Origin of the sequence: Burkholderia sp. Ac-20384 (assembly GCF_017104605.1) — a bacterium.
Classification (GTDB): Bacteria; Pseudomonadota; Gammaproteobacteria; order Burkholderiales; family Burkholderiaceae; genus Burkholderia; species Burkholderia lata.
The window spans coordinates 1-23,244 of record NZ_JAAGPE010000150.1 but is presented as its reverse complement, the minus strand read 5'-3'; the positions used below and the strand labels follow the sequence as shown (position 1 = coordinate 23,244).

The window sequence follows — 23,244 nt, the reverse complement described above, 5'->3', positions numbered from 1 at the left end:
AGGCCGCGCGCCTGCGCCTCGTCGAGCAGGTTGCCGAACGCGCGGAACCCGTAGTACGACTCGTTGAAATCCGGCTTGCGACGCTTGATCGCGCTCTTGAGCACCGACGCCCAGATCTTGCCGACGTCGTCCCGCTCCGACGCGAGTGCGTCGAACGTCTCGACCGCCAGCGCGATCGCCTCGGCCTTGCGCGCGTCCAGGTCGTGCTTGCGCGACGACGCCTCGTCCGGCCGCTTCGCGCCGCCGTTGCCCGCGCGCTGCTGCTGTTCGCGCTTCGCGAGCGCGCGCTGCTGCTCGCGCACCAGGTCGTCGTAGAAAATGAATTCGTCGCAGTTCGCGACCAGCAGGTCCGACGTCGATTTCTTCACGCCGACGCCGATCACCTTCTTCGCGTTCTCGCGCAGCTTCGACACCAGCGGCGAAAAATCCGAGTCGCCGCTGATGATCACGAACGTATCGACGTGCGACTTCGTGTAGCAGAGGTCGAGCGCATCGACCACGAGCCGGATGTCGGCCGAGTTCTTGCCCGACTGGCGCACGTGCGGAATCTCGATCAGCTCGAAGCTCGCCTCGTGCATCGACGCCTTGAAGCCCTTGTAGCGATCCCAGTCGCAATAGGCCTTCTTCACGACGATGCTGCCCTTCAGCAGCAGGCGTTCCAGCACGGGCTTGATGTCGAACTTCTCGTACTTCGCGTCGCGCACGCCGAGCGCGACGTTCTCGAAGTCGCAGAACACGGCCATGCTGACGTTGTCCAGGGGTAATGCCATGTGTACTCCAACCAGTGGGCCGATGCGTTGTATGACGTAACGGCGAAAAATGCATCGCGCACATGATAGCCGGTCGGCGCGTCATTCCCGCATCCGTGTGAATGAATGGCGGCCGGAATGCCGGTGTCGGCCGCGCCGCCGCAGATCGCGTGCCCGCGCCGGGCAGCCCGGGTGGGCGCAGCCGGCACGCCCGATGCCGGTATGCCCGCAGCCGGTACGCCCCTTAATACACCCCCGCCGCGGCGGCAAATCGACATTACACTTGAGTTATCGGTCGTCCGTCCCTATCTGGAAGGATGACGCATCGAGCAAGGAGCGGTTTCATGACGACGAAGGTACTGCTGATTGGCGCGACCGGCCGAACGGGCCAGGCCTGCGCGGATCTGCTGCTCAAGCAGCCGGAGTTCGAGGTCACGGCGCTCGTGCGCCGCCACGGCTATGCGCTGGCGGGCGCACGGGTGGTCGAGGCCGATCTGACGAACGATTTCTCGCACGCATTCCAGGGCATCTCGCACGTGATCTATGCGGCCGGCTCGGCCGAATCGGAAGGCGCGGCCGAAGAGGAGCAGGTCGACCGCGACGCGGTCGCCCGCGCGGCCGAATACGCGCTGGCTTACAACGCGCAGAAGCTCGTGGTGATCAGCTCGCTGTCCGCGTACCGGCCGGAACTCGGCCCGGACGCGCTGCGCCACTATTCGCAGATGAAGCGCGAAGGCGACGATCGCGTGATCGCGTCGGGCGTCGACTACGCGATCCTGCGCCCCGGCCCGCTCACGGACGATCCGGGCGTCGGCAAGATCGCGCTCACCGACGCGTGGTTCGAAGGCGCCCCGCCCGTATCGCGCCAGGATGTGGCCTGGGCCGCGATCGAGGCGATCAAGCTCGGCATCTCGCGCAAGATCGTCGGCTTCGTCGGTGGCAGCGTGCCGATCGAGCAGGCATTGCGCGCCTAGCAGGCTCGCGCGCGCCGCCGCGCGGGCGGCGCGTTGCTTCGTACCGGCGGCCCGCACGACGGGCCGCCTTGGCGTACGGGCATCCGCTTACTGCTTCGGATGCGCGTCCGCCCACGCCTTCACGGCGGCGAGCGTGTTCTCGACGTGCTTGTCGGGCGACATGCTCGTGTATTCGTAGAGAATCTTCCCTTCCGGCGAAATCACGTAGGACACGCGGTTCGCCTTGTCGATCGCCGGCAGCTTCGCGTCGTATTCCCGGATGATCTTCGCGTCCGGATCGGCCGCGACCGGGAACTTGCTCCGGCACTCGCTCACCGAGAACTTCGTCAGCGTGTCGATCTTGTCAGCCGATACGCCGATCACCGTCGCGCCGTAAGCCTTGTAACGGTCGACCGCGTCCGCGAACGCGTGCGCCTCGATCGTGCAGCCCTTCGTGAACGCGGCCGGGTAGAAATACAACACGACCGGCCCCTGCTTCAGCGCGTCCGCGAGCGAGTACGTGTAAGTCTTGCCGCCCAGCGACGCCTGCGTCGTGAAATCGGGCGCCGCGGCACCCGGCTTCAGTTCCGCCTGCGCCATCAGCGCATGGCCGGCCACCAACGCCGCCACGGCGGCGCCCAGCAACAGTTTTCGCTTCATCTGCGTCCTCATTTCTTATAAAGTCAGCCTCGATGTAGGCCCCGCCGGCGTTCGCCTGTCGAACACCTGCGTGACCGATCCGGTCCAGCGGCCATGCCATCCGCGGCCGGTCCGTTAAAGATTCCGCACAGTCTGCCGTTATTCCTTCCGGACAACCGGTTCCAGCCCTTCACGTCAGCGAGAAACATGGAAGCCAACAGGAAACAGACGTCACGCAAGGGCTCCTGGCGCAGCGCCTTGCATACGCTGCGCCGCTTCGCCTGGTCGGGCGGCGCGCTGATGCCCGCGCGCGCCGGCGCGCCGCGACGCGACGACTCCGTGCGCAACTGGCTGGAACAGACGGTCGGCACGGTGGATTTCCTCGCCCATGTCGACCGCGAGCTGCGCTTTCTGTACGTGTCCGACGCGAGCCTGCGCTTCATCGGCTACCACCGCGACTACCTGCACACGCTGACGCTGCGCGACCTGATCGCCGAACAGGATACCGCGGCACTCGAAGGCCTGCTTGCACGCGCCGCGCGTTCCGGCCAGGTCGAGAAGGCGACGATGTGCATCGTCAAGTCGCTCACCTACCCGCTGGACGTCGAGATTCGCGCGTTCAAGAGCCGCCACCACGGGGTCGACGGGTTCGCCATCGCGGCATTCGACGTGTCGTCGTGGCGCGCGCTCGAGGCACGCCTGACCTACGAAATGCACCACGACCCGATGACGGGGCTCGGCAACCTGTCCGCGCTCGTGCCCGCGCTGATGCGCGCGCAGCAGGCCGCCGACGGGGAAGGCACCTGCGCGGCGCTGCTGCTGCTCGACCTCGACGACTACCAGCGGATCAACCGCGCGCTCGGCTACGACGCGGGCGACACGCTGCTGCGCGAGACCGCGCAGCGGCTGAAGGCGCTCGTCACGCCGAACGAGCAGCTCGCGCGCGTCGCGAGCGACAAGTTCGCGGTCGTGCTCGGCGCACCGGACCGCACGCAGGCCAGCAATGCCGCCGACGCGCTCGCGCGCCGGCTGCAGGCCGCCGTGCGCGAACCCTACGTGTACCAGGGGCAGACCGTGCACCTGTCCGCGAGCATCGGCATTGCGCTCTATCCGGACGAACGTGCACTGCCCCATCGCGCACAGCACCACAGCCCGCTGCTGCGCCGCGCCGACCACGCGCTCTCGCAGGCGAAGGCGTCGGGCGGCAATGCGCTTGCCTTCCACGCGCCCGTCGACGATCCGGCCGACGCCGAACGGCTGAAGCTCGAGGCCGACCTGTACGACGGCGTGCGCAACGGCGAGTTTTCGCTCCATTTCCAGCCGATCACGCGCAGCCAGTCGGGCGCGGTGGTCGGTGTCGAGGCCCTGATCCGCTGGCGCCATCCGGTGCACGGGCTCGTGCCGCCGGCGACGTTCATTCCGCTCGCCGAATCGATCGGCCTGATCAACTATCTCGGCAACTGGGTGCTCAAGGCCGCGTGCATGCAGCTCGTCGCCTGGGACCGCCAGGGGCTTGCGCTGCAGTACGTGGCGGTCAACGTGTCGCCGCAGCAGTTCCGCGACCCGCGCTTCACGCAGAGCGTGCGCGAGGCGATCACGCTGACGGGCATCGACCCGCGCCGCATCGTGCTCGAAATCACCGAAAGCCTGCTGATGCACGATCCGGCGCAGGCGAAGGGGCTGCTCGAGGAACTGACCGATCTCGGCATCCGCTTCGCGATCGACGATTTCGGCACCGGCTATTCGAGCCTCGCGTATCTGCAGCGCTTCCCGCTCGCGAAGCTGAAGATCGACCGCAGTTTCGTCGAGAACCTGCTGACCTCGCGCAACGACCGCGCGATCGTGTCGGCGGTGGTCGGCCTCGCGCAGACGCTCGATCTCGAGCTCGTCGCGGAAGGCGTCGAGACCGAGGCGCAGCGCGAATTGCTGACCGAGATGGGCTGCAACCATATCCAGGGCTGGCTCGTCTGCCAGGCGCTGCCGTCCGAGGAGCTCGCGCGGCGCTTCGAGGCGCAGCAACTGCACCTGCACGCCGCCGCCTGACGCGCGCGGCGAACCGGACAGATCCGTATGTCAATCACCGAACACCTGCCCCGCACCGCATTGCTCGACAAGCTGTGGGCCCGGATGAACGAACGGGGCGATTTCCCGTTGCTGTCGGAATCGCTGCGCGCGACGATGGCCGCGATGAAGAACGACGACCTCGACTTCACCGCGCTCGTGCGCGTCGTGCTGTCGGACTTCGCGCTCACGCAGAAAGTGCTGCGGCTCGCGAACTCCGCGATGTACATGGCGTTCGGCGGCAACATCACGACCGTGACCCGCGCCTTGATGGTGCTCGGCATGGACGCCGTCGGCCACCTGGTCGTCGGGCTCAAGCTCGTCGACCATTTCCACCACAGTACGCCGCGACGCATCGACGCGAAGCTCGAACTGAACCGCGCGCTGCTGTCCGGCTGCGTCGCGCGCAAGCTCACCGAACGCGCCGAACTGCGCGCGGGCGAGGAAGCCGTCGTCTGCACGCTGATGCGCCAGGTCGGCAAGCTGCTCGTGGTCTGCTATCTCGACAGCGAATGGGACCGGATCCGCCGCCGCGCGACCGAGCTCAACGGCGACGAAGCAGCCGCCTGTATCGATGTGCTCGGTGTCGGCTTCGACGAGATCGGGCTCGAAGCGGCCGCGCGCTGGCGCTTGCCCGACGTGATCCGCGCGGGAATGGCCGACCACGACCACGTGGTCCACGCCGACGCGTTCGGCAACGATGACGACGACCACGATGCGGGCCATGCATCCGATGACGGCCCGGCCGCCCGCGTCCGCTGGCTGCGCACGATCAGCCGCTGCTCGACCGACGTCGCGGGCGCGCTCGTGATGCCCGCGAGCCCGCAGCGCGACGCGCGCATCGCGGCGCTCGCGCAGCACTACGGCGTGGAACTCGACATGGAATCCGACGCGCTCGTCGAGATCGCCGAGCGGCTCGCGCGCGAGGAAGCAAGCGACACCGTGATGCGCGAGATCGTCGAGCTGCGCGCGAACGCCGATGCGATCGCGCGCGCGCAGGCCGAGCCCGAGGCGTGCCTCGAAGCCGGCCTCGCGGATCTGCGCGCGCTGCCGTCCGAGCACGTGCTGACACCGGTGCTCGCACTCGCGTCGGAAAGCCTGCTGGCCGGTCTCGCGTTCACGCGCACCGTGATGTTCGTGCGCCATGACGACGGCATGTTCGCCGCGCGCCTCGGCTTCGGCCCCGGCGTCGATACGACGCTCTACCGGCTGCGCTTCGACGAGCGCTTCGAGCCGGACGTGTTTCATCTCGCGATCTCGAACTCGGTCGGCATCTTCATCGAGCAGGCGCAGGAGCCGAAGATGCTCAAGCGCCTGCCCGCGTGGTATCTCGACGCATTCGACGACACGCGCGCGTTCGTGCTGCTGCCCGTGCGCGTCGGCACGACGACCGTCGCGCTGCTGTACGGCGACTGGGCCGGCGCACAGCCCGCGCGCAAGATCACGCAGCAGGAGATGGCCGTGCTCAACGAGCTCGCGCGCGAACTGGGCCGGTTCTTTCCGGCCTGACGCGACCGCCGGGCGCGGCCGCACCGCTTCCCGTCCTTTCCCGTCCCCAAAAACAAACCGGCCGCATCAGCGGCCGGTTTCCTTGCATCGTGCGATCGAACGCAACGCTTACTTGAGCGTCACGGGCACGCTGAAGTACTTCTTCGCGAGGTTGTCGATCGTGCCGTCGGCCTTCAGTTCCTTCAGCGCCTGATCGAGCGCGGTCTTCAGCGCCGCGTCGTTCTTGCGCAGGCCGAAACCGACGCCCGAGCCGAGGATCTCGGCGTCGCTCACGGTACCGCCCGCGAACGCGAAGCCCTGGCCTTGCGGCTTCGTCAGGAAGCCCTTCGAACCGGCTTCCGCGTCCTGGAACGTCGCGTCGAGACGGCCCGACTTCAGGTCGGCGTAGGCCAGGTCCTGCGTCTGGTACGGCACGACTTCGACGCCTGCCGGCGCCCACTTCTTCTTCGCGTACGCTTCCTGGATCGTGCCCTGCAGCACGCCGACGCGCTTGCCCTTCAGCGATTGCGGGGTCGGCAGCAGGCCGCTGCCCTGCTTCGCGATCAGCTGGTTCGGGATCGTGTAGATCGCGTCGGTGAACGCGACCGCGTGCTTGCGCTGGTCGGTGATCGTCATGTCCGAGTTGATCGCGTCGAACTTGCGTGCCTGCAGCGCCGGAATCAGGCCGTCGAAGTCGTTCTCGACCCACACGCACTTCGTCTTCAGCTTCGCGCACACCGCGTTGCCGATGTCGATATCGAAGCCGGTCAGCTTGCCGTCGGGCGTCTTGTATTCGAACGGCGCGTACGAGGCTTCGACGCCGAAACGGATCTCTTTCAGATCCGCTGCCATCGCGCTGCCTGCCGCCACGGCCGATGCCGCCACCACCGCATGCGCGGCCACTTTACGCCAATCCAACTTCATCAGGTGTTCTCCTCGATACTCGAATGTTCCGGAACTACGGGCGCATGCATCATTGCAGGGTCGGATGACCACCGCAATGCCGCCGCCGCGCCGTGATGCGGCGCAACAGCCGCAAGGCCGCGATTGTACCAATCCGCGCGGCCCGATATGGCAAAGCAGCCGCCGGTACGGGATGCTGCACTGCGGGCGCCGACGTCAGCCGGGCCGCCCGTCGAACTTGCAAGACGATGTCGCAAATACGCAAGCGCGCCCCGTGGGCCGTCTGCGCGGCGTGCGGGCTTAATCTCGAAAACGGAATGGTGGCCGGGTGATGCACGGGCCGCGGGTGGCCGCGGCCACGCGCAATCAATCAGCGTCAGACGAGCGCCGCGACCGTCTCGCGGGTCGTGTCGATGACGAGCAGGCCCGCGCGCAAACCCGGCTTCACCGACGGATTCGGGAACACGATGCGCTCCTCGTCGTGCGTCACCGTGTAGCGGTAGTCGCCGTCCTGCGCGAGCACCGTGCCGCGTGCGAACGCGGTGAAGTTCGCGACGTCGGCCGCCACGAACAACTCGAGCGCGTCGCTCTGCTTCGTGATCTGGTCGATCACCGTGAAGACGCGCGGCAACGGAGCGTCGGCCTCACAAGTCGCGCCCGACACGAGCTTGCGCACCGCGCGGTCGGCCGGCGCGAAACGCGTCAGGTCGTTCTGGCCGAACGGACGCACCTTGCCGAGTTCCAGCGTGCACGCGAGCGCGCCGCAGTGCTCGGCCGTGAAATGCGAGTACGTGTTGCCCTTCGCGGTATGCAGCAGCACGGCCGCGATCTGCGCATCGCCGAGCCATTCGAACATCGTGCGCGTCGGCGGCATGCCCGTATGCGGCAGCAGGGCGAACTGCTCGAACACCGATGCGCGGATCGCCGTATGCATGTCGATGTGCCAGCGCGCGGCGCCGGCCGGCGCGGTCGCGAAGAACGCGGCGGCAGCGGCCTCGAGCTGCGTGGCACGCGGCGCTTCGCGACTGTCGGGCACCTGCGCGTGACGGCCGCTGAACAGGCGGTTCAGGTCGTCGTCGAGATAGCGTTCGCCGGCGCGCATCGCCGGCACGTTGCCGAGCACGACGAGCAGCCGGCACGCGAGCGGCAGCGCCCCCGATGCAAGATCGCGCACAAGCATCGACAGCAGCTCGATCGGCGCCGTCTCGTCGCCGTGCACGCCGGCCGACACCAGCACGCTCGCGCGCGCCGTATCGGCAGCCTCGGCCGCAGCCGGTTCGAGTGCGAGCAGCCCGTCACCGAGCCATTGCCAGCGCACGGCGCCGGCGGCGCAGGCACCGTCCGTGGCGGACGGTGCGCTGCCGGTCAGCGTGAACGCGAGGAAGTCGTCGAGCAGCGCGTCGGCCATGTGCGAATCAACGCTGGAAGTCATACAGCGAACCGACGCGCAGGATCTGCGTGAGCTCGTCGAGCGCCGTGTGCGATTCCTCGAGCAGCGCCGGATCGGCGAGGTCTTCCGGTGCGAGGCGATCGCGATAGTGCCGGTCGATCCACGTATCGAGCGACGTGAACAGCGTGTCGTTGATCCACACGTTCGACGTGACGGCCGCGCGCTCCGCTTCGTTCAGCACCACGCGCAGGCGCAGGCACGCAGGGCCGCCGCCGTTCTTCATGCTTTCGCGCAGGTCGAACACGAGCACGTCGTGAATCGGGCCGTTGCCGGCCGCGAGTTCGTCGAGATAGGCCGCGACGTTGCCGTTCTCGCGGCATTCCTGCGGCACGACGAGCACCTGCGAGCCGTCCGCGCGCGACAGCAGCTGGCTGTTGAACAGATACGACGTCACCGCGTCGTTCACGCTCACGGCTGCCTCGGGCACCTCGATCACGTTCAGGCGCGCACCGCGTGCGTCGAGCGCGGCGGTCAGCGTGTCGTAAATCGCCTGCTTGTTGACGAACGCGCGCTCGTGCGTGAACAGCGTGTCGCGGTTGCCGACCGAGATCACGTCGTTGTGGAACACGCCCGCGTCGATCACGTCCGGATCCTGCTGCGCATAGATCGTCGCTTCTTCGGCGAGCCCGTGGCGATGCGCGACCGCGCGGCTCGCCTCGAAGGTCTGGCGTGCCGGGAAGCGCTTCGGCTCCGGCCCGCGGCGGTATTCCGCGCGGCCGTACACGAAGAACTCGATGCCCGGCTTGCCGTATTCGGCGCAGAAGCGCGTGTGGTTCGCCGCACCTTCGTCGCCGAGTGCCGGCGTGCCGGTCAGCGCTTCATGCACCGCGAAATGCGCGGGATCGGCGAACAGCGTCGACAGCGTGCGGCGCGTCGCTTCGTGCTCGATCGCGCGATGCAGCTTGCTGCACAGGTTCGCCGGCGTGAAGTGCACGCGGCCATCGCTCGTGTCGGCCGACGGGCTGACGGTGGCCGCGTTCGCGGTCCACATCGCCGATGCCGAGCTCGCCGCGGCGAGCAATTCGGGCGCCTGCTTCGCGGCCTTCGCGATCACGTCCGCGTCCTTGCCCGAGAAGCCGAGCTCGCGCAGCAGGCGCAGCGACGGCCGCTCCTGCGGCGGCAGCACGCCTTGCGCGAAACCGAGATCCGCGAGCTGCTTCATCTTGCGCAGCCCCTGCTTCGCGGCGGCCTTCGGGTTCGCTGCCGACTTTTCGTTGTTGAGCGACGCCACGTTGCCGAACGACAGCCCGGCGTAGTTGTGGGTCGGGCCGACGAGCCCGTCGAAATTGGCTTCTTGTGCGTTCATCGTCGTTCCCTCGATCAGAAATGCAGGCCCGGCGACAGGCTCGCGGGCAAGGTCAGTTGCGTGCTTTCCACCGACGCCATCGGATACGCGCAATAGTCGGCCGCGTAGTACGCGCTCGGACGATGGTTGCCCGAGCGGCCGGTGCCGCCAAACGGTGCGGCGGAGGAAGCGCCGTTGGTCGGCCGGTTCCAGTTGACGATCCCGGCGCGAATCGTGCGGCGGAAGTGTTCCCATGTCTTCGCGTCGTCGGCCAGCAGGCCGGCGGACAGGCCGAACGCCGTGTCGTTCGCGCGCTCGATCGCGTCGTCGAACGTCGCGTAGCGGACGATCTGCGCGAGCGGGCCGAAGTGTTCTTCGTCCGGCAGGTTCGCGACGCCCGTCACGTCGACGATCGCCGCGTTCACGAAGCCGAGGCGCGGATCGCGCTGCGTCATCGCGATGATCGGCTTCGCGCCCTGCTCGATCAGGCGCGACTGCGCGTCGACGAGCTTCGCCGCGGCACGCGCCGAGATCACCGCGCCCATGAACGGCTGCGGATCGGCGTCGAACACGTCGGCCGTGATCTTCGACGTGACATCGGTGAGACGCGCGAGGAAGCGGTCGCCGAACGCGCCCTGCGGCACGAAGATGCGGCGCGCGCACGTGCAGCGCTGGCCGGCCGACAGGAACGCCGACTGGATCGTGTGATGCACGGCCGCGTCGATATCCTCGACTTCGCCGATCACGAGCGGGTTGTTGCCGCCCATCTCGAGCGCGAGCACGATTTCCGGACGGCCGCCGAACTGCTTGTGCAGCAGCGTGCCGGTGTCCGAGCTGCCGGTGAAGAACAGCCCGTCGATCTGCCGATGGTTCGCGAGCGCGATGCCCGTGTCCTTCTCGCCCTGCACCAGGTTCAGCACGCCGTCCGGCAGGCCGGCTTCCTTCCACACTTCGACCGTCGCGCGCGCGACGCCCGGTGCAAGCTCCGACGGCTTGAACACGACCGCATTGCCGGCGATCAGCGCGGGCACGATGTGGCCGTTCGGCAAGTGGCCGGGGAAGTTGTACGGGCCGAATACTGCGACGACACCGTGCGGACGGTGACGCAGCACCGCGACGCCGTCGGCCATGTCCTGGCGCTTCTCGCCGGTGCGTTCCTGGTAGGCCTGGATCGAAATGCCGACCTTCGCGGCCATCGACGCGACTTCGGTGCGCGCTTCCCACAGCGGCTTGCCCGTCTCGCGGCCGATCGCGGCCGCGATGGCTTCCTTGCGTTCGTTGAGCAACGCGGCGAAACGCTTGACGATCGCGCAGCGCGATTCGAAGTCGAGCGCCGACCAGCCGGCGAATGCGCGGCGCGCGCTTGCGACCGCACGATCGACGTCGGCCGCCGACGCGCTTTCACCCTGCCATGCGATCTCGTCGGTGCCGGGGTTGCGCGAAGCGAACACGGGGCCCGAGCCTGCGACCCAGGCGCCGTCGATGAAGAGTTCCGTCATGATTCGTTTATCCCTGTTTGACTTTGAGCGGCAGCACGCGGACCGGATCGCCGGCCTTCACGTCGAGCGCGACGGCATCGTCGGCCGACAGCACGAACGAGCCGTTCGCGACCACGCCCGGCGCGACGCCGACGCGGAAGTCGGTGAGCGACGTGTTCGACACGAGCGACTTCGGAGCGTCGTCCCGTGCATCCGGCACGCCGATCGCGACCGGCACGACGACGCTCTCGCGCACCGTGCGCAGGTCGTTGACGTGGCATTCGAGCACGGGGCCCGCGTCGAAGATGTCGACGTGATTCTGGTAACGCAGCCCTTCCGCTTCGAGCATCTTGCGGGCCGGCAGCGTATCGCGGTGCGTGAGGCCGACCGCGTCCTGTGCGTCCTGCGGCAGCAGGTCGACGTACACCGGATAGCGCGGCATCAGTTCCGCGAGGAACGACTTGCGGCCGTGCGAGCTGAGATAGTCGGCCGCGTTGAAATCGATCTGGTAGAAGTGCGAACCGACTGCGCGCCAGAACGGCGACGTGCCGTCTTCGTCGAAGTGGCCGCGCAATTCCGCGCAGATGCGTTCCGGAAAGCGCTCGCGGAACTGCGCGATGAACATGAAGCGCGAGCGCGACAGCAGGCCGCCCACGCCGCCCGTACGATAGCGCGGGCTCAGGAACAGCGAGCACACTTCCGCATAGCCGGTCAGGTCGTGCGAGATGTTCAGCGCGGACATCCGCGTCCACACGCCGAGCTCCTGGCTCGCGTGCACGACCGTGCTTACGCGATAGTTGTAGAACGGCTGTTCGAGGCCGACCTGCGTCTCGATCCCGCACACGCCCGCGATGTCGCCCGTCTTCGATTCTTCCATCACGAAGAAGTAGCCGGCCTCGCCGGCCGCGGCCTCGCCCGCGAGCGTGCGGCGCGTGCGCTCGATGCGCGCGGCGAGCGCGTCGCGGTCGGGCTTGAACGTGGTCAGGCCCGGCCCGGTTTCCTTCGCGAGCGACACGAGCGAATCGACGTCGCCCGTTTGTACGACCCGAACGACGATCATGCTGCGTCTCCCTTCAAATCTTCATCGTCGCGGCGGTGCAGCGGCACGCAGCGCACGACATCGCCATCCTTCACATCGAGCGCTGCGCGCACGTCGCTCGCGAGCGGCGCATCGGCCGCATCGCCCGGCAGGTCGGCCAGCACGCAGCGGAACGATTCGCCGCTACCCGTCGACACCATGTATGCGACATCGCCCTGCTGGTGCGCGGCCTCGCGCACGATGCGCTCGGCGCCGTGCTTCACGCACGCGGTGCGGTCGACCTGCGCGGTCAGCACCGGGCCCGCGTCGAAGATGTCGACGAAGCGGTCGGGCTCGAAGCCTTCCTCGAGATGGATGTCGTACGCGAGCAGCGCCGATTCGTTCGGCTCGCCGAGCACGCGCTGCGCGGCTTCCGGCAGCAGCGGCACGTAGAGCGGATACGCCGGCATCACTTCCGCGATGAAGGTACGGCTGCGGCCGCCCGACGCGATGTCGACGTCGGTGAAGTCGCGGCCGAAGAACTTGCGGCCCACCGCTTCCCAGAACGGCGATGCGCCGTTGCCGTCGCTCACGCCGAGCAGCAGCGTAAACACTTCCGGCGTGAAGCGGCGGCGATTCGCGGCGATGTACATCATCCGCGCACGCGAGATCAGGTGCGCGGCCGCGTCGCCGCGCAGCGACGGATCGACGTAGAAGCCCGCCAGCCGGCTCTTGCCGGTCAGCTCGTGCGACATCGTGAGCGCATGGATCTTGCGGTTCACGTGCAGCTCGCGCGACGCGTGGATCAGTGCGTCGTTGCGGAACGCGTAGAACGGTTCCGAGTAGCCGGCCGCGGCCACGATGCTCGCCGTGCCGAGCAGCTTGCCGGTCGTCGAATCCTCGAGCACGAAGAGGTAGAACTCCTCGCCGGCGAAGTCGACGTCCGCGCGAAACGAATCCTCGGAGAGCGCCACGCGCGCTTCGAGCGCCGCGCGGTCGTGCGGCAGCGAGTGCAGGACCGGCTGCGCGGTGCGCGCCATGTGCGCGAGCGCATCGAGATCCGTGAGTTTGCCGGGGCGAACAAATAGCATCGTCGTTCCTGTCTGCGATGGGTGCGCCGATCAGCGCGCGGTGGCTTCCTGAGCGGCGAGCACTTGCTCGACTGCCTTCTCGAAGCGCTTCATGCCTTCGTCGAGCAGGTCGAACGGGATCACCAGCGACGGTACGAAGCGCAGCACGTTCGGGCCGGCGATCAGCATGATCAGGCCGTTTTCTGCTGCTGCGGTGACGAAGTCCTTCGCGCGGCCGTCGAATGCGGCGGTGAGTTCGGCGCCGACGAGCAGGCCCTTGCCGCGCACGTCCTTGAAGATGCCGAAGCGCGCGTTGATGCGCTCGAGCGCACCCTTCAGGCGCACGCTGCGTTCGCGCACGCCTTCGAGCAGCGCCGGGTCGCCGATCAGTTCGACGACCTTGTCGGCGATCGCCGATGCGAGCGGGTTACCGCCGTACGTCGTGCCGTGCACGCCGACCTTGAAGTGCGCGGCCAGTTCGTTCGTCGTCAGCATCGCGCCGATCGGGAAGCCGTTGCCGAGCGCCTTGGCGGTCGTCAGGATGTCCGGCGTGACGCCGGTATCCATGTAAGCGTAGAACTGGCCCGTGCGGCCGACGCCCGTTTGCACTTCGTCGAAAATCAGCAGTGCGCCGTGTGCGTCGCACGCTTCGCGCAGCGCCTTCAGGAAGGCCGGATCGGCCGGGATCACGCCGCCTTCGCCTTGCACGGGCTCGACGATCACCGCGCAGGTTTGCGGGCCGATCGCGGCCTTCGCGGCTTCGATGTCGTTGTACGGCAGGTGCTTGATGCCGGCCGGCACGGGGCCGAAGCCTTCCGAGTACTTCGGCTGGCCGCCGACGCTGACCGTGAAGAACGTGCGGCCGTGGAACGACTGCACGAACGAGATGATTTCGGCTTTATCGGCGCCGTGGCGATCGAACGCGACGCGGCGCGCGAGCTTCAGTGCGGCTTCGTTCGCTTCCGCGCCCGAGTTCGCGAAGAATGCGCGGTCGGCGAAGGTCAGCGATTCGAGGCGCTTCGCGAGGCGCAGCACCGGCTCGTTCGTGTAGCCGTTGCCGATGTGCCAGAGCTTGCGGCTTTGTTCGTCCAGGACTTTCAGCAGTTCCGGGTGGCCGTGGCCGAGCGACGTCACGGCGATGCCGCACGCGAAATCGATGTATTCGCGGCCGGCCGTGTCCCACACGCGGGAGCCCTCTGCGCGATCCGGCACGAACGGCGCGGGGGAAAATACCGGCACCATCACTTCATCGAATGTCTGGCGGTTCACGGTCGAGGTCGTCATGGTCGTTCCTTTCGGTTTCGTAAGAGGGTTCAACAGGATCAAGTTTAGGTAAGGGTGACGCAAGCGTCTTGCGGAATTGCGACGGGTTCTATCGGAAGCGGATAGTGCGCTTTGTTTTTGCCCTCTCGGGCGGGTGCTTCGAGGTTTCGTGTCGGTATTTTGGGGGTTTTTTGGGGTTCGCTTTTGTTTGTCGTGAAGCACCTGTTGTCTTGTCGGTCTATTAGTGTCGCCCCTGCGCGGGGCGGCGGTTACTTTTCTTTGTCTTGCCAAAGAAAAGTAACCAAAAGAAAGGCGCTCGGAGAACGCATGACTTCCCGGTGCCGTAGCGCTCGGAGTGGACCGCGCCTAAGTGTCCGCGCCAGTCACGAACACGGAGTGGTTCGAGCAATGGTTCTGACACCTCCCACTACCCAACAGAGCGGTATACCTCCCGCTAGCTCCGCCCTCGCTTCGCTCGGCCGACTGGGACATCCCCTCCAGTAACACTTGAAGTCAATCAGCTCCAGCAATCTCAGACATGCACCCCAAATTCTGAAAATCAAAGCGTACCGTTATCCGTAAAGAAAAAGGGACGCAGCATGCACTCACGCACTCACGCACTGACGTGCACATGTGCTCACGACGTTATCAAACACTTACCGATGGCAAGCAGTCCGATAGGTACGAATGGTGTGAGCAAAGAGAGAGCCTGTCCCGCTGCTGTATTGCGGCCAGAAGTATGCGAGCGCATGCAAAGCGACGTGAAGTACCTTGCAGCCGAGCGAAGCGAGGATGGAGCTGGCGGGCGGTATACCGCTCTGTTGGGTGGTGAGTGATGTCAGAACCATTGCTCGAACCACTCCGTGTTCGTGACTGGCGCGGACACTTAGGCGCGGTCCACTCCGAGCGCTACGGCACCGGGAAGTCATGCGTTCTCCGAGCGCCTTTCTTTTGGTTACTTTTCTTTGGCAAGACAAAGAAAAGTAACCGCCGCCCCGCGCAGGGGCGACACTAATAGACCGACAAGACAACAGGTGCTTCACGACAAACAAAAGCGAACCACCCAAAACAAATTCAATCCTTCGCACCGCGCTCGACAAGCGCGCCCCCCCGAGGCTCGCTGCCTCCACCGGTCTGCTTCTCGAGCCACGCTCTCCGATCTTCCCGCGGAGTGACACCAAACCTCTCCCGGTACGCATTAGAAAAGTGCGCAGCAGAAGAAAACCCACAGGCAAGACTAACCTGCACAACCGACTTGCTAGTCCGCTGCAACTGAGTCCGAGCCTTGAGCAACCGAAGATTGAGGTAATACTTGGAGGGCATCGCCCCGAGATACTGTCGAAAGAGCCGCTCCAGTTGCCGGCGTGAAACGCCAACGAGCTCGGCGATCTCATCGGTCGTCAAAGGATCTTCGACATTAGCTTCCATCAACAGCAAAGCATCATTCAACCGAGGATGCCGCTCGCCCGGCGCAGTAACGAAAGGAATCCGTTGGCGCTCCTCGCCACTCCGCAGCGTCCCGGCGCCGAGCGCATCGGCGATCCTCTCCGCGAGGTCCGGCCCATGTTCCCGGCCAATCATGGCCAGCATGAAGTCAACAGTAGCCTGCCCACCGGCACAGGTGGCCCGATCGCGATCGATCTCGAATATCTGCTGCGTGACGATCGATCGCTCGAACTGTTCGGCGAACTGCTGATACGTCTCCCAGTTCACGCTCACGCGATACCCGGAAAGCTGCCCGGCCATCGCGAGCCACCACACGCCGTGGTGAATGCCAGTGACGATCGGCGTCCGCTGCCCCACCCTCGCGAGACTCGCGAGAAACAACCGATAGTCGGCAAACTGCTGAAACCGCTCCGACACGACGATGACCCAGTCACACGCAATCGCATCGTTGAACGCCGCATCGGCATGCCACTGCGCGCCGCCGGCGAGCGGCACGGGCCGCCCGTCCCACGAACACACCTGCCAGCGATACAGCAGCCGCCCGTCGATCTCGTTCGCGAGGTTCAGCGCATCGACGATCGGACCCACGCCCGACATCGACACGGGCGGCAATGCAACGATCGCCACCTGCGTCGTGCGGGTGGCGCCTGCGGGACGAGACACCGGTACCACGGTTGAAACCTGCCTTGTCGCGTTACTTGAGACTGCCCGACAGGAACTGCTTCAGCCGCTCGCTCTGCGGGCGTACCAGCACTTCCTTCGGATCGCCCTCTTCCTCGGTCCGCCCCTGATGCAGGAACATCACATGGTTCGACACGTTACGCGCGAAACCCATCTCGTGCGTGACGACGATCATCGTGCGGCCTTCCTCGGCCAGCTTCTGCATCACCTTCAGCACTTCGCCCACCAGCTCCGGGTCGAGTGCCGACGTCGGCTCGTCGAACAACATCACGTCCGGATGCATCGCCAGCGCACGCGCAATCGCCACGCGCTGCTGCTGGCCACCCGACAGGTGCGACGGATACTGCTTCTCGACGCGCGGCGGCAAGCCGACCTTCTCCAGATACTCGCGCGCACGCTCCTCGGCTTCCTTCTTCGAAACGCCAAGCACGTGCAGCGGCGCTTCCATCACGTTCTCGAGCACGTTCATGTGCGCCCAGAGGTTGAAGTGCTGGAACACCATCGCGAGCTTCGTGCGAATGCGCTGCAACTGCTTGTGATCGGCAACCTCGAGCGCGCCGGCGCGGTCGGTCTTCGTGCGCACGGCTTCGCCGTCGACGACGATCTGCCCCGCATTCGGTCGCTCGAGAAAATTGATGCAGCGCAGGAACGTGCTCTTGCCCGAGCCGCTCGCGCCAATGATGCTGATGACGTCGCCGGCCTTCGCGTTCAGCGATACGCCCTTGAGCACTTCGTTGTCACCGTAGCGCTTGTGAATATCGACCGCGGCAAGCTTGGTGGAAGCGGCAGCGCTCGTTTGAGTGATCTCGGCCAACTGGCTCTCCTCGAAGTGATTCAATGACGGGCGGCCGCGAGATACGCAAGCCAGTGGCGCTCCGCGCGGCGAAACGCCGCGACGAGTGCGAACGATACCGCAAGATAGATCAGCGCGGCGATTCCGAACGACTGGAACGCCATGTAGGTCGCGGAATTCGCATCGCGCGCGACCTTCAGGATGTCCGGCACGGTCGCGGTGAACGCGACGGTCGTCGCGTGCAGCATCAGGATCACCTCGTTGCTGTACAGCGGCAGCGCGCGGCGCAACGCCGACGGCAGGATCACGCGGCGGTACATCGTGAACGGCGACATCCCGTACGCACGCGCAGCCTCGACCTCGCCGTGAGGAATCGCGCGGATCGCCCCCGCGAAGATCTCGGTGGTGTACGCGCAGGTGTTCAGCGCGAACGCGAGAATCGCGCAGTTGAAGCCGCTGCGGAAGAACGCGTCGAGCAGCGAGTGCGAACGCACGAACTCGAGGCTGTACATGCCCGTGTACAGCAGCAGCAACTGCACGTAGAGCGGCGTGCCGCGGAACACGTACGTGTAGAACCGCACCGGCGTCGACACCCACTTGTTCTTCGACACGCGCGCAACCGCGAGCGGCACCGCGCACACGAAGCCGAGCGAAATCGACGCGACGAGCAGCCACAGCGTCACCGCGAGGCCGGAGAGGCGCTGGCCGTCCCAGTAAAGGAACGCCTGGCCGAATTCCTGGAGAATCTCGATCATAGATCTGCGTGCCGCACGCCCATGGAATAACGCTTCTCGAGCTGGATCAGCACGAGGTTGGAAACGGTCGTGATCGCGAGATAGATCAGCGCCGCGACGAGGATGAAGAAGAACATGTTGAACGTGCTCTTGCCGGCGTCCTGCGCGGCCTTCACGACGTCCGCGAGGCCGATGATCGACACCAGCGCGGTCGCCTTCACGAGCACCTGCCAGTTGTTCCCGATCCCGGGCAACGCAAAGCGCATCATCTGCGGAAACATGATCCGCGCGAACACGCGTGCGCCGCTCATCCCGTAAGCCGCACCGGCTTCGAGCTGGCCGCGCGGCACCGACAGGAACGCGCCGCGGAACGTCTCGGTGAAGTACGCGCCGTAGATGAAGCCGAGCGTCAGCACGCCGGCCACGAACGGGTCGATGTCGATCTGGTCCCAGCCGACGAAGTCGGTGAACTGGTTCAGCCAGATCTGGATGCTGTAGAACAACAGCAGCATCAGGACGAGATCGGGCACCGAGCGGATCAGCGTCGTATAACCGGTCGCGATCGCTCGCAGCACCCGGTTGTGCGACAGCTTCGCCACCGCGCCGATCAGCCCCAGCGCCACCGCAGTGGCGAGCGACAGCACCGACAGCTCGATGGTCTGCACGGTGCCGGCCCAGAGGACAGGACCAAAGCCGTAAAGGAACACGCGCGTCTCCAGAGTTGGAATGGTTGCCGACGCGTATGCCTGTCCCGCGCCGGGCTGACGCGGATAGTCGCAAGCGAAATTGATTGCCTCAAACCACCTTGCACGCGATTGCTGCGTCGCAACAATCCGTCCCATCATTTGCAACTGCGGCCTACGCCGCTGTTTCAAAAGGAAAAAAGCCGCTCCCTGACAACCGGACAACCGGCAGGGAAGCGGACTTTTTGCAATTTTCCGGTCGCTTTTTCGATATAGCGCCGAAGACGGCTGAGGCTGCGCTTACCGCCCCTTCAGGATGTCGGAGCGCGAAGTCGTATAGACAAGCCCGTCCGGGCCGAAATGGACGTTGAAGAACGCGTCGGTGTTGACGCCGTCCTCGAGCCAGCGCCAGCTCCAGACGATCTCGGGCTTGAGCGGGTACTGCGCGATGTCGCCGGGCTTGCCCAGCAGGCGCCGCACCTCGTCCTCGTTCATTCCCGGGCGCACCTTCGCGAAATTCTCGGCGGTCAGCACCTGCGTCGCGCCCGTGTAGCGGCCGTTCGCATCGAGATCGACGAACCACGTCTGGTTGCCCATCGGGCCGCGCGGGTATTCGAGCCGCTTCGAGCCGTCGGTGAAGTCGCGCTCGGTCTCGGGCTTGCCCATCGTGCCGCGCACGTCGGCCTCGGTCGATTCGCCGACCTTCAGCCCCTTCAGCAGCAGCGGCGCGGGCTTGATCGCGTTGAAGAAGTCCCTGATACGTTGCACGTCGAGGTTGCCTTGCTTGTCGTCGCAGCCGGTCAGAGCCAGCGCGGCGGCCAGCATCGTGACGGGAAGCAGCCGGAAACGGAAATTCATCGGAAGAAATGCGCGTCGAGAAAACACGCGGCAAGGATACCCGCGCGACGCCAAAAGCGCGAGACGGGCGCGCGGCCCGTCTCGTATTAATGCATCGTTTCGGTTTCAGTCTCGGCCACGCGGCTCGTCGCTTCCGGCGCGCGCGGCACGGCCGGCGGCGCATCGATGCGGCGCCGCGTGCGCACGAGTTCGGCCAGCTGCCACGAACCGAGCGCCAGGCAGCCGAACAGCACCTCGCGGCCGCGCTTGACCAGCGCGAGCGACAGCGCCGTCTCGCGGTCGACGCCGAACATCTGCGCGAGCAACACGACGGTCGCCTCCTGCACGCCGAGGCCGCCCGGCACCATGAACGCCGCATGGCGCACGGCCTGCGTCATCGCCTCGATCGCGATCGCGCCGCCGATCGACACCGGATGGCCGAGCAGCGCGAGCGCCCAGTAGATCTCGAGCGCGCCGAGCATGTAGCCGGCCAGCTGCCAGAGGAATGCGCTGAACAGCAGGCCCGTGCGCGACATCAGCCCATCGATGTCGGCATCGAGCCGCTTGCCGTCCACGCCCTGGAGCAGCCGGTGCGAATCGCCGAGCAGGCGGCCCGCGAAACGCTCGATCGCATGGAAGATGCCGCCGCGACGCATCAGCACGACGCCGAGTACCGGCAGCGGCAGCGTCAGCAACAGCGCAAGGCCGATCGTGCCGCCGCCCATGTTGTCCGTCGTTGCAAGCAGCAGCACGAGGCCGAGCGCCGCGAACGCATACTGGACGACGATCGTCACGAGCACCTCGACGATCACCGACGCGGTCACGCGGCTCGCGTCGGGCACCTGCCAGCGCGCGAGCCGGATGCCGACCAGCTCGCCGCCGATCCCGACCACCGGCAGCAGCCGGTTCACCGCTTCGCGGACCGTCGCGATCCACCACAGGAACGGCAGCGACGAGCGCTTGTCGAGCAGCAGGTGCCACGCGTACGCGTCGAGCAGCAGCGGCAGCGCATGGAACGGCACCAGCCACAGCAGCGCATAACCGGCGCGCGCGAGCATCTGCGACACGTCGCCGATGCCTTCGTGCAGCCCCAGCGCGAGCAGGATGCCGATGCCGAGCGGCCAGCCGAGCCATTTGATCCACTTGGTCATGACGGCTGCGCTCCCGGTGCGCGCGACGCCCGTGCACCGCGCGGTGCGGCGGGCTGGCCGAATACGTCGGCAAAGCCGCCGGTCGCGACGCCCGCTGCTTTCAGCGCGGCCGCAACGCGCGGCGACAGCAGCGCATCGAGTTCGTCCACCGGACGATAGCCGGCCATCGTCGGCGTGATCGGACCATCGCCGGCCTCGGCCGGATGGCAGTAGATCTCGCCGACGCCCGGCGGCAGCGTGGCCAGCGCGTCGAGCAGCACGGCCTCGTCCATCGCGCCCGTATGCTCGATCCCGACCACGTAGTCGTTGTGCGCGAGCCCCGCGCGGTCGAGCCGCGCGCGCACGAGCGCGATCCACGGCTTGAGCAGCGCGGGCGCACTCGTCTCGTATGGCAGCCGGACCGCGCGCAACCCGTAGTCGCGGCCGATCTCGATGATCAGCGACAGCACGGTCGGATGCAGGTGGAAATGCTTGTGCGCGTTCACGTGGTCGAGCGGCAGGCCGCTCGCCGCGAACGCGTCGAACTGCGCGCGAATCTCGCGGCGCAGCTGCGCCCGCACGTGCGGCAGGAAAAAGAAGCGACAGCCGTCCTTCGCCATCGCATCGCCGAACCGCCCGTCGGGGCCGACGAGCGCGGGAATCTCATGCGCGGGCAGCGTGGCCGGCCCGTCCGCGAGGACGAGATGCAGACCGACCGCGAGCGACGGCAGCCGCCGCGCGCGCTCGATCGCATCTTGAGCGGCGGGCGCGCCGACCATCAGGCTGGCGGCGTTCAGCACGCCGTCGCGGTGCGCGCGCTCGACCGCCGCGTTGACGCGCGGGTGCAGCCCGAAGTCGTCCGCGGTGAAGATCAGCGCCCGCGCCGCCGGCTGCGTCGCCACGAATCAGGCCTCGTGGGCGCGCAGGAAGCGGAAGAACTCGACGCCTTCGCGCAGACGGCGCTTCATCATGTCCCAGCTCGTCAGCATTTCGCGGACGATTTCCCAGATCTTCGACGGACGGAAGTAGAACTGGCGATAGAACTGCTCGAGATGGTGATAGATCTCGTCGCGCGACAGGTGCGCATAGCCGATCGCCGCGAGCTGCACGCCTTCCTTGCTCACCAGGTTGATGGTCTTGTTCTCTTCCATCCAGCCGTTTTCCACGGCCTGCTTGTAGAGCGTCGTGCCCGGATACGGCGCGGCGAGCGACACCTGGATCGTGTGCGGATTGATTTCCTTCGCGTACTCGATCGTCTTCTTGATGGTCTCCTGCGTCTCGCCCGGCAAGCCGAGGATGAAGGTGCCGTGGATCTTGATGCCGAGCTTCTTGCAGTCCGCGCTGAAGCGGCGCGCGAAATCGGTGCGCACGCCCTTCTTGATGTTCACGAGGATCTGGTCGTCGCCGGATTCGAAGCCGACCAGCAGCAGGCGCAGGCCGTTTTCCTTCATGACCTTCAGCGTCTTGTACGGCACGTTCGCCTTCGCATTGCACGACCACGTCATGCCGAGCTTGCCCAGGCCGATCGCGATGGCTTCAGCGCGCGGCAGGTCGTCGGTGAAGGTGTCGTCGTCGAACATCAGTTCCTTCACTTCCGGCATGTTGTCGCGGATCCACTTCGCTTCCGCGAGCACGTTCTCGACCGAGCGCGTGCGGTAGCGATGGCCGCTGACCGTCTGCGGCCACAGGCAGAAGGTGCAGCGCGACTTGCAGCCGCGGCCCGTGTAGATCGAGACGTACGGATAGTTGAGGTAGCCGATGAAGTAGTTGTCGATCTTCAGGTCGCGCTTGTAGACGGGCGCGACGAACGGCAGTTCGTCCATGTTCTCGAGGATCGGACGCGCTTCGTTGTGCTCGATCGAGCCGTCCTTCGCGCGCCAGCTCAAGCCCTTGATCTCCGGGAACGGCTTGCCTTCGGCGATTTCCTTGCAGGTGTAGTCGAATTCCTCGCGGCACACGAAGTCGATCGACTCGCTCGCCGTGAGCGAGTTGTGCGGATCGACCATCACCTTCGCGCCGACCATGCCGACCAGCATCGACGGCTTCATCTTCTTCAGGTCCTGCGCGAACATCGCATCGGTCGGGAACGACGGCGTGCTCGTGTGGATGATCACGAGGTCGTAGTCGTTGGCGATCTTCAGTGTTTCCTCGACCGACAGGCCGTCGGCCGGTGCGTCGACAACGCGGCTGCCCGGCACGAGCGCGGCCGGCTGTGCGAGCCACGTCGGATACCAGAAGGAACGGATTTCGCGCTTCGCCTGATAGCGCGAGCCGGCTCCGCCGTCGAAGCCGTCATACGAAGGGGCCTGCAAGAACAGCGTTTTCATGAATGCTCCGGTAGCCTGCATAGTTCGATTCGTCACAACGATTCAGTCAAAAACCGCGGGCCGCCCTGCCGGCGCCCGCCTCTCTGTCATGTCGCGCCGCACGGCCTCGCCGTGCAGCGCGTCTCGGCCCTCGGGCCGGGTTCGGTCGGAACGGCCCTAGCGGCCGTCCACTGCTTCCACTGCCGCCGTCGCGCGTTCGCCGCCGACGACCGTCATCCTCGCGCCGCGCCATACGACGTGCGTGCCGAACACCGCA

20 protein-coding genes are annotated in these 23,244 nt (G+C 66.3%); 3 read left to right on the top strand and 17 right to left on the bottom strand.

From position 1 onward, the window contains the following. The coding region (locus tag G3O00_RS24640; protein WP_206144580.1) for an NYN domain-containing protein at window positions 1-770 on the bottom strand (770 nt) is incomplete at its 3' end. Window positions 771-1,093: 323 nt separating this feature from the next. Here G3O00_RS24640 and G3O00_RS24635 point away from each other — a divergent pair. Continuing rightward, window positions 1,094-1,723, top strand: a complete 630-nt coding sequence (locus G3O00_RS24635; RefSeq protein WP_011351469.1) for an NAD(P)H-binding protein — start codon at window positions 1,094-1,096, stop codon at window positions 1,721-1,723. A gap of 87 nt (window positions 1,724-1,810) precedes the next feature. On the opposite strand, the gene G3O00_RS24630 is transcribed toward G3O00_RS24635, so the two are convergent. After that, a complete protein-coding gene (locus G3O00_RS24630; RefSeq protein WP_011351468.1) occupies window positions 1,811-2,362 on the bottom strand; it encodes a peroxiredoxin in 552 nt (183 codons plus the stop codon). 279 nt (window positions 2,363-2,641) lie between these two features. On the opposite strand from G3O00_RS24630, the gene cdpA reads away from it, so the two are divergent. After that, window positions 2,642-4,384, top strand: coding sequence for a sensor domain-containing phosphodiesterase (gene cdpA / locus G3O00_RS24625; RefSeq protein WP_206144581.1), 1,743 nt, complete (start codon window positions 2,642-2,644; stop codon window positions 4,382-4,384). 27 nt (window positions 4,385-4,411) lie between these two features. After that, window positions 4,412-5,911 carry an HDOD domain-containing protein gene (locus tag G3O00_RS24620; protein WP_206144579.1) on the top strand — a complete coding sequence of 500 codons (1,500 nt, stop codon included), beginning with the start codon at window positions 4,412-4,414 and terminating at the stop codon, window positions 5,909-5,911. Between the two features lie 108 nt (window positions 5,912-6,019). On the opposite strand, the gene G3O00_RS24615 is transcribed toward G3O00_RS24620, so the two are convergent. The 15 genes from G3O00_RS24615 to hpnJ form a co-directional block, all read right to left on the bottom strand. Continuing rightward, entirely contained in the window at window positions 6,020-6,814 is a 795-nt protein-coding gene (locus G3O00_RS24615) for an ABC transporter substrate-binding protein (RefSeq protein ID WP_011351465.1), read from the bottom strand. Between the two features lie 355 nt (window positions 6,815-7,169). Next, window positions 7,170-8,225: a succinylglutamate desuccinylase gene (gene astE, locus G3O00_RS24610; protein WP_206144578.1), complete on the bottom strand. Its 1,056-nt coding sequence runs from the start codon at window positions 8,223-8,225 to the stop codon at window positions 7,170-7,172. Continuing rightward, the gene (gene astB, locus G3O00_RS24605) at window positions 8,209-9,549 is read right to left on the bottom strand and encodes an N-succinylarginine dihydrolase (protein ID WP_206144577.1); all 1,341 of its coding nucleotides are present in this window, start codon (window positions 9,547-9,549) and stop codon (window positions 8,209-8,211) included. The genes astE and astB overlap by 17 nt, the downstream gene beginning before the upstream one ends. Window positions 9,550-9,563: 14 nt before the next feature. After that, entirely contained in the window at window positions 9,564-11,027 is a 1,464-nt protein-coding gene (gene astD, locus G3O00_RS24600; protein ID WP_011351462.1) for a succinylglutamate-semialdehyde dehydrogenase, read from the bottom strand. Between the two features lie 7 nt (window positions 11,028-11,034). Beyond that, window positions 11,035-12,066 carry an arginine N-succinyltransferase gene (gene astA / locus G3O00_RS24595; RefSeq protein WP_011351461.1) on the bottom strand — a complete coding sequence of 344 codons (1,032 nt, stop codon included), beginning with the start codon at window positions 12,064-12,066 and terminating at the stop codon, window positions 11,035-11,037. Beyond that, complete coding sequence (gene aruF, locus G3O00_RS24590) at window positions 12,063-13,115, bottom strand: arginine/ornithine succinyltransferase subunit alpha (RefSeq protein ID WP_206144576.1); 1,053 nt, start codon at window positions 13,113-13,115, stop codon at window positions 12,063-12,065. Before aruF ends, astA begins: the two co-directional genes overlap by 4 nt. 30 nt (window positions 13,116-13,145) lie before the next feature. After that, window positions 13,146-14,378, bottom strand: coding sequence for an aspartate aminotransferase family protein (locus tag G3O00_RS24585; RefSeq protein ID WP_043182068.1), 1,233 nt, complete (start codon window positions 14,376-14,378; stop codon window positions 13,146-13,148). A gap of 1,053 nt (window positions 14,379-15,431) precedes the next feature. Then, window positions 15,432-16,475: a GlxA family transcriptional regulator gene (locus G3O00_RS24580; RefSeq protein ID WP_011351458.1), complete on the bottom strand. Its 1,044-nt coding sequence runs from the start codon at window positions 16,473-16,475 to the stop codon at window positions 15,432-15,434. Between the two features lie 22 nt (window positions 16,476-16,497). Then, the gene (locus G3O00_RS24575; RefSeq protein ID WP_011351457.1) at window positions 16,498-17,298 is read right to left on the bottom strand and encodes an ABC transporter ATP-binding protein; all 801 of its coding nucleotides are present in this window, start codon (window positions 17,296-17,298) and stop codon (window positions 16,498-16,500) included. A 20-nt stretch (window positions 17,299-17,318) separates the two neighbouring features. Next, window positions 17,319-18,032 (bottom strand): ABC transporter permease, encoded by a 714-nt coding sequence (locus G3O00_RS24570; protein ID WP_011351456.1) that lies wholly within the window; start codon window positions 18,030-18,032, stop codon window positions 17,319-17,321. Continuing rightward, window positions 18,029-18,718 carry a histidine ABC transporter permease HisQ gene (gene hisQ, locus G3O00_RS24565; RefSeq protein WP_011351455.1) on the bottom strand — a complete coding sequence of 230 codons (690 nt, stop codon included), beginning with the start codon at window positions 18,716-18,718 and terminating at the stop codon, window positions 18,029-18,031. Before hisQ ends, G3O00_RS24570 begins: the two co-directional genes overlap by 4 nt. Window positions 18,719-18,994: 276 nt before the next feature. Beyond that, window positions 18,995-19,552, bottom strand: coding sequence for a hypothetical protein (locus G3O00_RS24560; protein WP_011351454.1), 558 nt, complete (start codon window positions 19,550-19,552; stop codon window positions 18,995-18,997). Between the two features lie 86 nt (window positions 19,553-19,638). Then, window positions 19,639-20,682, bottom strand: coding sequence for a lysylphosphatidylglycerol synthase domain-containing protein (locus G3O00_RS24555; protein ID WP_206144575.1), 1,044 nt, complete (start codon window positions 20,680-20,682; stop codon window positions 19,639-19,641). Beyond that, window positions 20,679-21,563, bottom strand: a complete 885-nt coding sequence (gene hpnK / locus G3O00_RS24550) for a hopanoid biosynthesis-associated protein HpnK (protein ID WP_206144574.1) — start codon at window positions 21,561-21,563, stop codon at window positions 20,679-20,681. Before hpnK ends, G3O00_RS24555 begins: the two co-directional genes overlap by 4 nt. Window positions 21,564-21,566: 3 nt before the next feature. Continuing rightward, on the bottom strand, window positions 21,567-23,009 hold the full coding sequence (hpnJ, locus tag G3O00_RS24545; RefSeq protein WP_011351451.1) for a hopanoid biosynthesis associated radical SAM protein HpnJ: 1,443 nt from the start codon (window positions 23,007-23,009) through the stop codon (window positions 21,567-21,569). Between the last annotated feature and the right edge of the window lie 235 nt (window positions 23,010-23,244).

What these genes read in the sequence shown, in the direction of transcription:
- G3O00_RS24635 (WP_011351469.1), top strand. Translation starts at nt 1,094, where the DNA reads ATGACGACGAAGGTACTGCTGATTGGCGCGACCGGCCGAACGGGCCAG.
- G3O00_RS24630 (WP_011351468.1), bottom strand. Translation starts at nt 2,362, where the DNA reads ATGAAGCGAAAACTGTTGCTGGGCGCCGCCGTGGCGGCGTTGGTGGCC.
- cdpA (WP_206144581.1), top strand. Translation starts at nt 2,642, where the DNA reads ATGCCCGCGCGCGCCGGCGCGCCGCGACGCGACGACTCCGTGCGCAAC.
- G3O00_RS24620 (WP_206144579.1), top strand. Translation starts at nt 4,412, where the DNA reads ATGTCAATCACCGAACACCTGCCCCGCACCGCATTGCTCGACAAGCTG.
- G3O00_RS24615 (WP_011351465.1), bottom strand. Translation starts at nt 6,814, where the DNA reads ATGAAGTTGGATTGGCGTAAAGTGGCCGCGCATGCGGTGGTGGCGGCA.
- astE (WP_206144578.1), bottom strand. Translation starts at nt 8,225, where the DNA reads ATGACTTCCAGCGTTGATTCGCACATGGCCGACGCGCTGCTCGACGAC.
- astB (WP_206144577.1), bottom strand. Translation starts at nt 9,549, where the DNA reads ATGAACGCACAAGAAGCCAATTTCGACGGGCTCGTCGGCCCGACCCAC.
- astD (WP_011351462.1), bottom strand. Translation starts at nt 11,027, where the DNA reads ATGACGGAACTCTTCATCGACGGCGCCTGGGTCGCAGGCTCGGGCCCC.
- astA (WP_011351461.1), bottom strand. Translation starts at nt 12,066, where the DNA reads ATGATCGTCGTTCGGGTCGTACAAACGGGCGACGTCGATTCGCTCGTG.
- aruF (WP_206144576.1), bottom strand. Translation starts at nt 13,115, where the DNA reads ATGCTATTTGTTCGCCCCGGCAAACTCACGGATCTCGATGCGCTCGCG.
- G3O00_RS24585 (WP_043182068.1), bottom strand. Translation starts at nt 14,378, where the DNA reads ATGACGACCTCGACCGTGAACCGCCAGACATTCGATGAAGTGATGGTG.
- G3O00_RS24570 (WP_011351456.1), bottom strand. Translation starts at nt 18,032, where the DNA reads ATGATCGAGATTCTCCAGGAATTCGGCCAGGCGTTCCTTTACTGGGAC.
- G3O00_RS24560 (WP_011351454.1), bottom strand. Translation starts at nt 19,552, where the DNA reads ATGAATTTCCGTTTCCGGCTGCTTCCCGTCACGATGCTGGCCGCCGCG.
- G3O00_RS24555 (WP_206144575.1), bottom strand. Translation starts at nt 20,682, where the DNA reads ATGACCAAGTGGATCAAATGGCTCGGCTGGCCGCTCGGCATCGGCATC.
- hpnJ (WP_011351451.1), bottom strand. Translation starts at nt 23,009, where the DNA reads ATGCAGGCTACCGGAGCATTCATGAAAACGCTGTTCTTGCAGGCCCCT.